Below are 12,893 nucleotides of genomic sequence, written 5' to 3' on the forward strand. Positions count from 1 at the left end.
AAGAATGTTTAAAAATCCAATTCATTGGGCAAATTGTTCAATCTTGCACATTCAGCTTTAAAAGCCGACCATATTTCATCAAGAATCTCTTTTGCAGGCCTGATTGCGTTGAGCATTGCCGATACCTGGCCGATTTCGAGTTCGCCGTTTTCCATATCCCCTTCAAACATGCCCAATTTTGCCCTAGCCTTGCCCAAAAGTTCCATTAAATGGTTACGGTCGGCACCCTCGCTCTCAGCTATTGAAATTGCATCAGCAAATTCGTTTTTTAACAACCTCACCGGAACCAGTTTTTTCATGGCCAGTCTGGTATCACCTTCAATGGCTGAAATAATTTTATTTTTAAATGATCGGTGTGCCGAAGACTCCTCAGCCACAGCAAAGGCTGAACCGATCTGTACCGCATCAGCGCCTAATGCAAAGGCAGCCAACATCGCTTTTCCACTCCCAATACCTCCGGCAGCAATAACAGGAATGCTTACAGCATCTTTAATCATCGGGATTAAACACAAAGTAGTGGTTTCTTCTCTTCCATTGTGCCCACCTGCTTCGAAACCTTCGGCAACAATCGCATCTACACCGGCCTCTTGTGCCTTTAAAGCAAATTTGGTGTTCGCAATAACATGCACAACTGTTATTCCTTCGGCTTTTAAAATACTGGTCCATGTTGCAGGATTTCCGGCAGAAGAAAACACAATTTTCACATCTTCCTCGATCACCACATTGATAATTTCCTGGATATTGGGATATAAGAGTGGAATATTTACCCCAAATGGTTTATCAGTAGCCAATTTGCACTTCTGGATATGCGTTCTTAAAACATCTGGATACATGGAGCCTGCACCAATAATACCAAGGCCACCGGCATTAGAAACTGCGGAGGCTAATTTCCAGCCGGTGCACCAAACCATGCCGGCCTGAATAATTGGATATTTAATATTGAAAAGTTTACAGATTGGATTCATCGAAAATATTTACTTTATAAAAAGTCTTATACATTAAAGTTTTTAAACAAACTCTATCATACCTTAAAAATGACACCTTTTAAGTCGATTACAAAAGATGATATGTAGAAATATTTACTATTAAATCAGCCTTTGAACCTGATCGCTTTCAATCGTAAAATCAGCGGATAGCTGGATTAAATTCAATCCTGGCTTTTTACCAACCGCAATTGTTCCAGTTTGTCGATCAAGCTCTAAAAATTCAGCACCGTTTATAGTGGCCCAAGTTAAAAGCTGCTCAAAATCTACTTTTTTGTGTTTCTGCAAGGTAATCATCTCTGAAAGGATATTAAGTTGATGATTACTCGCCAGGCTATCAGTTCCTAAGGTAATTTTTACATTTTCTGCTATTAAAAGGTCAACATCCGGCAGCGCATTTTCTATATATAAATTGGCCTGCGGACAAAGGCACCAGTAGAGCTTGCCATTGTTAGCTTTTGCAAATTGAATATCTGCTTTACTGGTTACCGTATTATGCACCAGTAAAGTTTTCTGTTCCTTTAAATAAGGTAGGCAGCTTTGTAAAGATGTTTTTTGTGTTGGTAGAAAGAAAGAAATATCCAATCCCAAAAACTGATAGAGATCTAAAAATCCCCCGGTTTTATCCTCAAAAAAAGCATTCTCGTTTTCAGTTTCCTGGTTATGCACACTTATAAAGCTATTGTGATCTTCAGCATCCTGTCTTATCAATTCAAAAAGTTCGGGAGATACCGAATATGGAGCATGAGGAACAATTGATGCCGGTAAAGGTGCAAAGCCTTTTTTAATCCCTATGGAACACGCCATGATTGCCTCGGCACGTTCGGGGTTAAAACCCATTGCCTCCACAAAAGTGTGGTAATGTATTTTGCTGTTTTCTTTTATTCCCTTTGAAAATAGCTGGTTGGAAATATCGCCTACGGCAACAATCCCATTATCAACCATGGTTTGATCGGCATCCCGCATGGCTGCATTAATCTTTTCTTCTTCGCTTTGCCTGTTTTTAATAATGTTCTGCACAAATTCAACCAATCCCGTATGCTCAGGAATTTGCCCTAACAGGTGCGAAAGTTCTAAATGGCAATGGGTATTGATAAAACCCGGAACTATAGCACCCTTATAATTTATTACCTTTAAATCAAGTTTGGCTGCCTCTTCCTTAGTCAGTATTTCTTCAATAGTACCATCCGAATTTACGGCTACTACACCATTTTTGATCGGTGGGGCAGAAACAGGAAAAACCCAATCGGCTGAAAAATATTTTAGCATGCTGCAAAATAGCGCAATAAAGAGAGCAAATAAAAATATTCTTCCCAGGCCAGCATTATTTTGATCGGGAAATGATTTTTGAAAGAATTTTCTGGCGGAAACCAGAACTTGGAAATAAAAAGAGCCTCCTATCGGAATCGAACCAATGACCTACTGATTACAAGTCAGTTGCTCTACCAGCTGAGCTAAGGAGGCTTTTTATCGGGCTGCAATGATAGAAAAAAATCTTCTTTTTTCAAAAACTGAAATATCTTTTTTTTAACAGCAGTTTCTATTCTGAATTTAGCTATTTCGGCCACACACTATCGATTAACGAACGGATCATTAAAGAAACGGCTGCAATTTCTGTAGTCATTCACCACAAAGTGTGGAGAAACTCCACAATAAAAAAATCCTGGCACAACACAAAAACATTGATAATGAGCAATTTAAATAAAAACTGGCATTTGGCACCATTATGAATCATTAGCAAGTATTGTTACACAAATTAATTTTTAAAATATATACCATGAAAAAATTCGTTTTAGCAGCTACAATATTAGCATTCGCAGGATTCTCAGCAGTACAAGCAAGTGAAGTAAAAGATTTTAAAACCACTGCAATTGTTGCAGTTCAAGATAGCGCAGTAAAAACTCCGGTTAAATTGGAAGAACTTCCTGCTCCGGTAACAACAGCATTAAAATCTGATGCATACAAAGCATGGACCGCTACCGAAGCCTGGTCTGTTAAAGAAGGTACAAAAGAGTATTATTTAATCAACGTAAAAAAAGAGGCAGAAACTGGTTCAGTTAAAATTGACAAAGACGGTAAGCCAGTTCAATAATATTAATAATCTGATTAACGCTCTATAATTAACAAGCATATTACCGTAACGTAAGTTACACAACACTTAAATTATAATATCATGAAAAAATTCGTTTTAGCCGCTACATTAGCTTTCGCAGGATTCACAGCAGTACAGGCAAGTGAAGTAAATACAATTAAAAATGCTGCAATTGTTGCAGTTCAAGATAGTGCAGTAAAAACTCCGGTTAAATTGGAAGAATTACCTGAGCCAGTAACCACAGCATTAAAATCTGATGCATATAAAGGTTGGACCGCTACTGAAGCTTGGTCTGTTAAAGAAGGAACAAAAGAGTACTATTTAATCAATGTTAAAAAAGAAGCAGAAACTGGTTCAGTTAAAATTGATAAAGACGGTAAACCTGTTCAATAATCGTAAATAATACGCCATTAAGACATAATCAACATAAGCGCGGCCCACGGGCTGCGCATAACTAAAAACATAAAGACCATGAAAAAATTAATTTTATCAGCTGCGTTCTTAGCTTTTGCAGGATTCTCAGCAGTACAGGCAAGTGAAGTAAATACAATTAAAAACGCTGCAATTGTTGCAGTTCAAGATAGCGCAGTAAAAACTCCGGTAAAATTGGAAGAACTTCCTGCTCCGGTAACAACAGCATTAAAATCTGATGCTTATAAAGGATGGACAGCTACAGAAGCTTGGTCTGTTAAAGAAGGAACAAAGGAATACTTTTTAATCAATGTTAAAAAAGAAGCAGAAACTGGTTCAGTTAAAATTGACAAAGAAGGTAAACCAGTACAATAAAAACCCAAATATTACATCTACCTATTACAAAAGAAAGCCGGATTATGTCCGGCTTTTCTTATTTTTGTTAAATGGCGAGAATCCTGATTTTAGAAGACGATACAACCTTTGCTCAATTACTTGAAGGTTTTTTAACTAAAAACGGTCATGAGGTAACCCTTGTAACCCATGTTAAGCAATCATTCAAACAAGTTGAGGCTAATGAGTTCGACTTACTTTTAATTGATTATCGCCTGCCAGACGGTACAGGGTTTGAAGTGCTTACGCATATCCGCGATTTAGGCCTATCTATCCCGGTTATCATCATGACCAGCTTTAATGATGTTCGTACCGCGGTAAAATCCATCCAGCTCGGCGCTTTCGATTACATCACCAAACCGGTTAACCCTGATGAGTTACTGATGGTGATTAAAAATTCTCTTGCTAAAAAGGATTCAAAAAGTGTTGAAGTAAAAGAAACCAACAGCGATTTTATTAAAGGAAAAAGCGCGATTGCAGATAAATTATATGAACACATCAACCTGGTGGCACCTACCGATATGTCGGTAATTATACAGGGCGAGAGTGGAACAGGTAAGGAATTTGCCGCCAGAACGCTCCACCAGCAAAGCAAGCGTGCCGATAAACCCTTTGTTGCCATTGACTGTGGTGCGTTATCAAAAGATTTGGCAGCCAGTGAACTTTTCGGGCACATAAAAGGTGCTTTTACGGGTGCACTGAACGATAAAAAAGGCCAGTTTGAAGCAGCCAATGGAGGAACGCTATTTTTAGATGAAGTAGGTAATCTAAGTTATGAAGTGCAGATTAAGCTGCTCAGGGCCTTACAGGAAAGAGTGATCCAGCCTTTGGGCAGTACCAAACAAATTCCGGTAAATGTGCGCATCATTACGGCTACCAACGATGATTTGGCCAATAGCATGCAACAAGGTGAATTTAGAGAAGATTTGTACCACCGGTTGAACGAATTTAAAATACAACTTCCACCTTTACGAAACAGAGGAGGCGATTTAGAACTTTTTATCAATCATTTTATCCAGTTATCAAACCGCGATTTAGAACGCAATGTAAAAAGTGTATCAGCCGAAGCAAAGGCCCTTTTGCTCAATTACGATTGGCCTGGCAATTTACGTGAGCTGAGCAATGTAATCAAACGCATGGTTTTGTTAAGTCCTGGTGATGTTGCCCAGGTTGAGGCCTTACCTGATGAAATGATGATTTCAGTGCAACACCAATCCGCTCCCGGTAATTCATCCGATTTAAAGGCAGTAAACGAACAAAATGAAAAGGCACTGATTACTGAAACATTGATTAAGGTTAGGCACAACAAATCAAAAGCAGCCAAAATTTTAAACATCGACCGTAAAACATTATATGCTAAAATGGAACGTTATGGAATTGATTAAATGCTTCCCTTAAACGGTACTTGAATAATCCATTTCTGCTATAAAAGCGATTAAATTATCCAATTTTCTAATCTGCGCCAAAACCTCTGCTTTGGTATGTTCAGTTAAGCCGTTTTCTGCAATTTCAATCTCTAAGGTACGCAAATCATTTGCCAGTGTTTTGGATCCCATTTGTGCGGTACGGCCTGCTAAGCGGTGAACGAGCAACCTGCTTTTATCCTGATTGTTTTCATCCAGGTATTTTTTCAATTCGGCAGCATCATCGATAGAATCCTGTTTAAAACGGTTAAGGATTTTTTCCAATAGCTGCTGATCACCAAATGTCATTTTCTCGATAGAAGAAAAATCAAATTCCGGTGGAGTGGTCAGTATCTCCGTTTTATCAAATATCGAAAGGATATCAACCGCCTTGAAAGGCTTCATAATCAACCCATCAAAGCCCTCACTTAATACCATTTCACGCTCTTCTGGCAATACTTGTGCGGTTATGGCATAAAACTTAACCTGCGCAGGCAATTTCTTTTTTAATAGGTGGCAAAGTTCAATACCGGTCATTTCAGGCATGCGCATATCAACCAGCACATATTTCAAATCAGCTTCAGGTTCAGTATGTAAAATATCGGCCACCTGCGTAAAGCTTTTGTACGGGATTTTATTTTTCAGGAAAATCATTCCGCATAAATCCAGTATCAGCTTGTCATCATCAATCACCCATACCGTACCAGGGTTTACAATGGCATAGTGCTCCAGGTCAAGGGCATCATTAACACGCTCTGTTGTGTTTTCATATTTGATGTAAATATTAAATGTTGTACCAACACCCGCTTTGCTTTTAACATAAATTCTTCCCCCTTGAGTTTCAATGAGCGATTTCACGATCGGAAGCCCCAGGCCTGTACCAGCCTGATTGATAATATATTTCTCCGGAGATTCAATCTGCTCAAATTCATTAAATATTTTAGGAATATCTTTTTCATCAAAACCGATCCCGGTGTCTTTTACTGTAAAATGAAAGTGCAAATCCTCACCCTGCTTTTTGTAAGAAGCCAGTAATTTAATCTCGCCCTTTAAGGTAAACTTAACCGCGTTACCCAATAAATTGAATAAAATCTGTTTCAATCTAAAAACATCACCTTTTACAAACTCCAGGTCAGCCAGATCTAGTGCAACATTCAATTGAAGCGATTTTTGCTCTGCCAGTGGCCGCATCACCGATACCACCTCTTCCAAAGCATTTCTTATGTTAAATACCTGATTGTTAAAACTGAACTCCCCCGAAATAATGCGATTGTAATCCAATACCTCATTAACAATCTGCAGCAAATGAATAGCCGATTGATAAATGGCATCCACATCCTTTTTATTTGGGATATTCTGTTGGGTAATCAGCTCGGCATAACCTAAAATAGACTGCAAGGGCGTTCTAATTTCGTGGCTCATATTGGAAAGGAAGCGCTGCTTCGCTTTACCGTGGTATTCGGCTTCATCTTTGGCCAGTTCCAAAGCCTTGCGGTACCGGTTGCTCTTGGTAATATCGGCTAAGATTAGGTAAAGAAGGATTACCGTTAGCAGAAAAAATATAATAATAATGGTGGTAATCTGCGTAATACCATCATTTACTACCTCTTTGGCTTGTATCCCATTTAAATCCACCTGCGCTACGGCTTCGCCTTCCACTTCTCTTAAAATCTGCAGCATCTGTGCCGTTAGCGCATTACTGGCATTAGAAAGATCGGCTTCGCGTTTCAAAAATTTCTGACTTTTCTGCCGCTGCTCCAGTTCGATATTTTTTAACGAACCCGTCATGCTTTTCATAATACTATCTTCGGCCTTTGCATTTAAAGTATCACGCTTAACTTTAAATTCTTCGTTGATAATTTTATAGACATCAGATTTCTTTTTACCGAACAATTTACTCAAAAAACCTCTTGATTTTTGTTCCTCTTCGGGTGCAACAGTTGTGGTAGAGGTGGTGGTCTCGGTAGTTAATACCGCACTATCGGTTTGCCTGGAGCGTGTTGCAACCAGTTCGTTCAATTTTTTAACTTCATCAGAGAAGGATTTGGTATTCACCAGCTTTTCCCTCACCTTTAAGTAATTTACAAATTGTTTGTCGCGGTCAGAAAGTAAATTTTTAATCGATTTTATCCTTGCCAGCTGAGCAGAATCACCCCGGTATAATTTACGCAAAGTATCCAATGTCGATCTCAGCTTACGCGATTCTTTTAAAAAACTATAAGTACCCTGTTTGTTGAAAGCTTCGTCACGCTGAAGTTGATCCAAACGTGCAATTTTGTGCGAAAGGTCATTTACAATTCTCAGGCGGTCGTTCGGGGCAGAAATTTCTTCAACAGTATCCAACATCCGGGTAAAGGCGAACTTGCTGATGCCCCAGGCCAAAAGCAGCGCAAAACAGGCAAACAGGAAACCTATAATTACTTTACTTTTTATTGCCCGGAAAAACCGCTTTTGAATAACAGCCGCCATTTAATTCAGATTATGATGCTTAAACCACTATTAGAACGGTTTAACGTTTGGAATTGGTATCCATTATCGTTTACAAATAACGTACCATAAGGAAAATCACTAAAAACTTTCTAATTTTATAATCGCCAATACCAAGCAATCATGAACCGGATCGACCGCCTATTTGGAATTTTAACTTTACTTCAATCCAGAAAGTACATTTCAGCGGAAAAAATTGCCGAAAGGTTTGATATGAGCATTCGAACGGTTTACCGCGACATTAAAGCCTTGGCAGAGCAGGGAATACCGGTAAGCTTTGAACAACATAAGGGATATTACCTGGTTCAGGGTTATTTCTTGCCACCCGTTTCGTTTAACATGGATGAAGCAAATGCCTTGCTTTTGGTAGAAAGCCTGGTAAATGGTTTTGCCGATAATTCTATCCGTAATCATTACTCGGCTGCTTTAACAAAAGTAAAGGCAGTATTAAAAACAGGCCAGAAAGAGAAGCTGGAAACCTTAAACCAGCACATTCGCTTACAAATTCCTGAAAGGTTAACTTTCAACTTCGAATATCTTTCATTGATCCAGCAGGCAATTTCTGAAAAACACCTCATCCAGCTCGAATATAAAAACAACAAAGAAGAGGTAAGTAAAAGAGAAGTTGAACCAATCGGACTGATCTTTTATGCTTTCAGCTGGCACTTAATAGCCTGGTGCCATTACCGTAACCAATACCGCGATTTTAACCTCACCCGGATCATCTGCCTTAAAGACTCAGGTATCCCGTTCAAAAAAACAACGCATATGCAGCTAAGCGAATACATGCATTTGCTACCGGTAAATTATTAAAAAAATATTTTTTTTGCACTGCCATAGGGCTGTCAGTGCGCTGTATTTTCTTTGTGTAAACAAACATCAAAATCATGGGTATAGTCGATTTATTACTGATGGATTTAAACACAGCAGAAAAAACAAAAGAGAAAAATATGGACATTATTAAACTATTATCGAAAGAATTAGCGGCAGAATTTAACACCACCAAAAAATTCCTGGCAATTGTACCTACGGAAAAGTTTGATTGGGCACCGCATGAAAAAAGCATGAAAATGAAATCATTGGCTGTTCACATTGCCGACCTGCCAAGCTGGGTTTCGTTGGCTTTAACAACAGATGGACAGGATTTTGAAACTGCACCATATGTTGAGCAAGAGGCTTATAATGCAGATGATTTGGTTAAAATTCTGGAAAAAAATTATGAAATAGGAAGAAAAGCACTCGAAAATGCAACAGAAGACCAACTAAACGGTCGCTGGGTACTCAGAATGGGCAAACAGGTGTTGGCAGATTATTCAAAATACGAAACCATCCGTCATTCACTGAGCCAAACCACCCATCACCGTGCTCAATTGGGGGTTTATTTAAGATTGCTGGAAATCCCGATCCCAGGGAGCTACGGACCAAGTGCCGATGACCACAATTTTTAATTAATAACATCTCGGAACAGGCCATTGAAACCTGCCAAATTTAATGGCCTGTTTTTTGAATTGCGATTGAATTTACCTGACTCTTTTTTTTATTAATCTTCATTTAGCTACTTTAGCAGATGACAAAACTAATGGCAATTTGTGGCAGTACAAAAGCAGTTTCAACAAACAGCCTTTACATTTCAGCGGTTACCAAACTTTTGGGTAAAACTTTTGAAGTTACCTGCTTTCCATCTATTGCCAATATCCCGCACTTCAATCCGGATTTAGATCTAAATAACCCACCGGCTGCAGTTGAAGACTTGAGGTTAACCATTCAACAGGCAGACGGCATTATCATCTCCACACCTGAATACGCCATGGGCTTACCAGGTTCGTTAAAAAACTTAATTGATTGGACGGTAAGTTCAGCTTCTTTTGCCGGAAAACCAACATTAGCACTTATTGCCTCAACGCAGGGCGAAAAAGCTTACCACTCCATTATCGATATTTTAACAGTCATCGAAGCAAAGGTTACTGCCCAGCACATCCCTTATGCAAAAGCAAAGATCAACAATGATGGCTTAATTACTGATGAGGATACCTTAGGCGAACTAAAAACCACTGTTGATTTATTTGTTGCCAGCATGAAAAATGGATAACACAATTTATTTCCGTAAAATTGCAGCATGAACAACAACTCTGCAACCCGTTTAAATAAATTTATCAGCGAAAGCGGATTATGTTCACGCCGTGAAGCAGATCGTTATATAGAAAAGGGTACCGTTTTCATCAATGGAAAAAGAGCAAAAGTTGGCGATCAGGTTTTGGCAGGCGATAAAGTGATGGTAAACGGTCACAATATCGAACCCAAAGAAGAAAGTAATTTCATCCTTTTAGCTTTCAATAAGCCTGTTGGCATCACCAGTACTACCGAAGGCAGCGTTCGTGATAACATTGTAGATTATGTAAACCATAGCGAAAGGATATTCCCGATCGGCAGGTTGGACAAAGATTCTTCAGGATTGATTTTTTTAACCAACAACGGCGATATCGTTAATAAAATTTTAAGGGCAGGGAATAAACACGAAAAAGAATATGTTGTTACCGTAAACAAACCGATAACCGAAGATTTTATTTTCGAAATGAGTAACGGCGTTCCAATTCTGGGCGTTAATACCCGTAAATGTAAAGTCCGCCAGATCAGTACATTTGTATTTAATATCATTTTAACTCAAGGCCTAAACAGGCAGATCCGCAGAATGTGCGAACATTTCGGTTATGAGGTTACCAAACTTGAACGTACACGCATCATGAATATCAGCTTAAAGGGTATTCCTACCGGGGAGTTTAGGGAGCTTACGGAAGATGAAATGAAAAGCATTACTAAAAGTGTAGAAAACTCTTCTTCAGAAGCCAAATCAAAGCCCAAAAATGCTTCCAGGAAAAAAGCAAATGCCTGGGAAGAAATTCCCGAGCTGAGGCAAGAGCAAGCAAAAAAAACTCTCAAACCATCAAAACCTGCACAAAAACCGGGTGTTAAAAAGCCCTCAAGCCATTCTTCTGCTAAGCCATCCAATGGTAAAGGTAATTCCGCAAATCGAAATGCACGGCCCGCAAAAGGGAAGACAAACGCCAAGCCAAATACAAGGAGCAGAGGAAGATAAAGCTAATCAATTGTAAAATTCGGTTTATTACTGGGACATTCACCGTCATCCTTTTTGCCTTACACCTTTTTTAAGTACCTTTGTAACAAATGGTAACAGCAAAAAAAACCGATATTCGTGCGTTAGATCTTCCTCAACTGCAACAACACCTTGTGGCAATGCAACAGCCTGCCTTTAGGGCCAAGCAGATTTACCAATGGCTTTGGGAAAAATCAGCAACAAGTTTCGAGCAAATGAGCAATCTATCTAAAGACCTACGTAAGGCATTAGATGAAACTTTTGCAATCAATGCTGTTCAGGTCAACAACTCACAGTTTAGTAACGACCATACCATAAAAAACACGTTCAGGCTTGCCGACGGAAACATTGTAGAAGGCGTGCTAATTCCGCTCGAAGACCGCATGACGGCCTGTGTAAGCTCACAGGTTGGCTGTAGTTTAACCTGCAAGTTCTGTGCAACCGGTTATATGGATCGTAAGCGCAACTTGAATGCCGACGAGATTTATGACCAGGTGGTATTAATCGATAAACAAGCCAAACAGAATTATAACAATCCACTCACCAATATTGTATATATGGGTATGGGCGAACCGTTATTAAATTACACTAATGTATTGAAATCTATCGAACGCATCACTGCTCCAGATGGCTTAAACATGAGCTACAAGCGCATTACTGTATCAACAGCAGGCATTGCCAAAATGATTAAGAAATTGGGCGATGATGGTGCGAAATTTAACCTTGCCCTATCCCTTCATGCTGCTGATGATAAAAAGCGTAATGAGATTATGCCAATTAACGAGGCCAACTCATTAAAAGCTCTAGCTGATGCGCTTAAATACTATTTTGCCAAAACTAAAAATCCAGTAACTTACGAATACATTGTTTTTAATCACTTTAACGATGAGATAGCTGATGCAATGGATTTGGCTAAATTCTGCAAGCATATCCCTTGTAAAGTAAATCTTATTGAATACAATCCAATTTCTTTTGCAGATTTTACAAATGCCGAAGGAGATAAAATTGATGCTTTTTCTAATTACTTAAAAAGTCAGGGCATAAACACTAACATCCGCCGTAGCCGTGGTAAAGATATTGATGCTGCCTGTGGTCAGTTAGCAGTTAAAGAAGAAGCCGCGAACGCTTAATTCTTCTTTCCAACACTGGCTTTAAAGAACAAAGCTTTTAACTGATTTAATTTTTCTGGAGCGCAATTACTGTGCAAATAGGAGTGGTCCCGTCCTGCTGTACGTTTTACTCCACCAATAAAGGATTGGCTCCGTGCCCACTTCCATCAGGGCTATCGAACTGATCCAGGCAGTTATAGGAAGAAAGAGGTAAACCGTTAGCAGAATATACTTAACGGACATCTATGTAACCAGAGGGAACCAAACCTTAACTTTCTTCGTCTATTAATGATGAAACTTATCTGGCTTATTTATTATTAAAAGGGATTAAGGCCATTAATAAAGTAAGCACATCCTTATTATACTTAACTTTTCTTAACTTTTTAATGTTGAAAAAAAATCTTGACAGTTTTGAATTTGCCATAAACGAAGAAAACCCTTCAACATTTCTGCTGAAGGGTTTCTTATAAGATTTGGCACCGACCTACTCTCCCACGTGTTACCGCAGTACCATCGGCTCTGGTGGGCTTAACTTCTCTGTTCGGAATGGGAAGAGGTGGACACCACCGATATAGCCACGTGTTACCGCAGTACCATCGGCTCTGGTGGGCTTAACTTCTCTGTTCGGAATGGGAAGAGGTGGACACCACCGATATAGGCACCTAAATATTTTATTGAGGTAGAAGGTGSAGGGTGTRAAGGTGGAGGGKAAACCCTGAACCTTAAGCCTTTCGCCTTAAACCTAAATTTATATCAGTATTAAATATTTCAAATCATGCTGCCTTAAACATAAGGTCTTCTATATAACGAAGAAAACCCTTCAGCATTTCTGCTGAAGGGTTTCTTTTAAGATTTGGCACCGACCTACTCTCCCACGTGTTACCGCAGTACCATCGGCTCTGG

The 12,893-nt window shown here is 39.2% G+C and carries 12 protein-coding genes, 1 tRNA gene and 1 rRNA gene; 9 read left to right on the forward strand and 5 right to left on the reverse strand.

Annotated features, from left to right (window positions below; translation table 11 throughout):
* Positions 1-8: 8 nt before the first annotated feature.
* The 3 genes from ASE74_RS14650 to ASE74_RS14660 all read right to left on the reverse strand — a co-directional run bounded on the left by ASE74_RS14650 (position 9) and on the right by ASE74_RS14660 (position 2,447).
* On the reverse strand, positions 9-965 hold the full coding sequence (locus ASE74_RS14650; protein WP_055910608.1) for a nitronate monooxygenase family protein: 957 nt from the start codon (positions 963-965) through the stop codon (positions 9-11).
* Between the two features lie 120 nt (positions 966-1,085).
* Positions 1,086-2,252 (reverse strand): amidohydrolase family protein, encoded by a 1,167-nt coding sequence (locus tag ASE74_RS14655; RefSeq protein ID WP_055910611.1) that lies wholly within the window; start codon positions 2,250-2,252, stop codon positions 1,086-1,088.
* 122 nt (positions 2,253-2,374) lie between these two features.
* A tRNA-Thr gene (locus ASE74_RS14660) sits at positions 2,375-2,447 on the reverse strand.
* 313 nt (positions 2,448-2,760) lie between these two features.
* Between ASE74_RS14660 and ASE74_RS14665 the strand changes: the two genes are divergently transcribed.
* The 4 genes from ASE74_RS14665 (at position 2,761) to ASE74_RS14680 (ending at position 5,264) form a co-directional block, all read left to right on the forward strand.
* Positions 2,761-3,075: a hypothetical protein gene (locus ASE74_RS14665; protein ID WP_055910613.1), complete on the forward strand. Its 315-nt coding sequence runs from the start codon at positions 2,761-2,763 to the stop codon at positions 3,073-3,075.
* An 81-nt stretch (positions 3,076-3,156) separates the two neighbouring features.
* Positions 3,157-3,468, forward strand: coding sequence for a hypothetical protein (locus ASE74_RS14670; protein WP_055910615.1), 312 nt, complete (start codon positions 3,157-3,159; stop codon positions 3,466-3,468).
* Positions 3,469-3,546: 78 nt separating this feature from the next.
* Positions 3,547-3,861: a hypothetical protein gene (locus ASE74_RS14675; RefSeq protein ID WP_055910618.1), complete on the forward strand. Its 315-nt coding sequence runs from the start codon at positions 3,547-3,549 to the stop codon at positions 3,859-3,861.
* A 71-nt stretch (positions 3,862-3,932) separates the two neighbouring features.
* Entirely contained in the window at positions 3,933-5,264 is a 1,332-nt protein-coding gene (locus ASE74_RS14680) for a sigma-54 dependent transcriptional regulator (RefSeq protein ID WP_055910621.1), read from the forward strand.
* 9 nt (positions 5,265-5,273) lie between these two features.
* On the opposite strand, the gene ASE74_RS14685 is transcribed toward ASE74_RS14680, so the two are convergent.
* On the reverse strand, positions 5,274-7,751 hold the full coding sequence (locus ASE74_RS14685; RefSeq protein ID WP_055910624.1) for an ATP-binding protein: 2,478 nt from the start codon (positions 7,749-7,751) through the stop codon (positions 5,274-5,276).
* A 141-nt stretch (positions 7,752-7,892) separates the two neighbouring features.
* Between ASE74_RS14685 and ASE74_RS14690 the strand changes: the two genes are divergently transcribed.
* The 5 genes from ASE74_RS14690 (at position 7,893) to rlmN (ending at position 12,011) form a co-directional block, all read left to right on the forward strand.
* A complete protein-coding gene (locus tag ASE74_RS14690; RefSeq protein WP_055910627.1) occupies positions 7,893-8,582 on the forward strand; it encodes a YafY family protein in 690 nt (229 codons plus the stop codon).
* Between the two features lie 74 nt (positions 8,583-8,656).
* On the forward strand, positions 8,657-9,217 hold the full coding sequence (locus tag ASE74_RS14695) for a DinB family protein (RefSeq protein WP_235526101.1): 561 nt from the start codon (positions 8,657-8,659) through the stop codon (positions 9,215-9,217).
* Positions 9,218-9,336: 119 nt separating this feature from the next.
* Positions 9,337-9,858, forward strand: a complete 522-nt coding sequence (locus ASE74_RS14700) for an NADPH-dependent FMN reductase (RefSeq protein WP_055910630.1) — start codon at positions 9,337-9,339, stop codon at positions 9,856-9,858.
* Between the two features lie 27 nt (positions 9,859-9,885).
* Complete coding sequence (gene rluF / locus ASE74_RS14705) at positions 9,886-10,863, forward strand: 23S rRNA pseudouridine(2604) synthase RluF (RefSeq protein WP_055910633.1); 978 nt, start codon at positions 9,886-9,888, stop codon at positions 10,861-10,863.
* An 89-nt stretch (positions 10,864-10,952) separates the two neighbouring features.
* Positions 10,953-12,011 (forward strand): 23S rRNA (adenine(2503)-C(2))-methyltransferase RlmN, encoded by a 1,059-nt coding sequence (gene rlmN / locus ASE74_RS14710; RefSeq protein ID WP_055910636.1) that lies wholly within the window; start codon positions 10,953-10,955, stop codon positions 12,009-12,011.
* A 450-nt stretch (positions 12,012-12,461) separates the two neighbouring features.
* Here the strand turns inward: rlmN and rrf are convergent.
* A 5S ribosomal RNA gene (gene rrf, locus ASE74_RS14715) occupies positions 12,462-12,573 on the reverse strand.
* Positions 12,574-12,893 lie beyond the last annotated feature (320 nt).

This window comes from Pedobacter sp. Leaf216 (genome assembly GCF_001421515.1).
GTDB lineage: Bacteria > Bacteroidota > Bacteroidia > Sphingobacteriales > Sphingobacteriaceae > Pedobacter.

Bases quoted from the DNA above. Each gene is read 5' to 3' on its own strand.
- rlmN (WP_055910636.1), top strand. From the start codon at position 10,953: ATGGTAACAGCAAAAAAAACCGATATTCGTGCGTTAGATCTTCCTCAA.
- ASE74_RS14665 (WP_055910613.1), top strand. From the start codon at position 2,761: ATGAAAAAATTCGTTTTAGCAGCTACAATATTAGCATTCGCAGGATTC.
- ASE74_RS14690 (WP_055910627.1), top strand. From the start codon at position 7,893: ATGAACCGGATCGACCGCCTATTTGGAATTTTAACTTTACTTCAATCC.
- ASE74_RS14670 (WP_055910615.1), top strand. From the start codon at position 3,157: ATGAAAAAATTCGTTTTAGCCGCTACATTAGCTTTCGCAGGATTCACA.
- ASE74_RS14675 (WP_055910618.1), top strand. From the start codon at position 3,547: ATGAAAAAATTAATTTTATCAGCTGCGTTCTTAGCTTTTGCAGGATTC.
- ASE74_RS14685 (WP_055910624.1), bottom strand. From the start codon at position 7,751: ATGGCGGCTGTTATTCAAAAGCGGTTTTTCCGGGCAATAAAAAGTAAA.
- ASE74_RS14655 (WP_055910611.1), bottom strand. From the start codon at position 2,252: ATGCTAAAATATTTTTCAGCCGATTGGGTTTTTCCTGTTTCTGCCCCA.
- rluF (WP_055910633.1), top strand. From the start codon at position 9,886: ATGAACAACAACTCTGCAACCCGTTTAAATAAATTTATCAGCGAAAGC.
- ASE74_RS14700 (WP_055910630.1), top strand. From the start codon at position 9,337: ATGACAAAACTAATGGCAATTTGTGGCAGTACAAAAGCAGTTTCAACA.
- ASE74_RS14680 (WP_055910621.1), top strand. From the start codon at position 3,933: ATGGCGAGAATCCTGATTTTAGAAGACGATACAACCTTTGCTCAATTA.
- ASE74_RS14695 (WP_235526101.1), top strand. From the start codon at position 8,657: ATGGGTATAGTCGATTTATTACTGATGGATTTAAACACAGCAGAAAAA.
- ASE74_RS14650 (WP_055910608.1), bottom strand. From the start codon at position 965: ATGAATCCAATCTGTAAACTTTTCAATATTAAATATCCAATTATTCAG.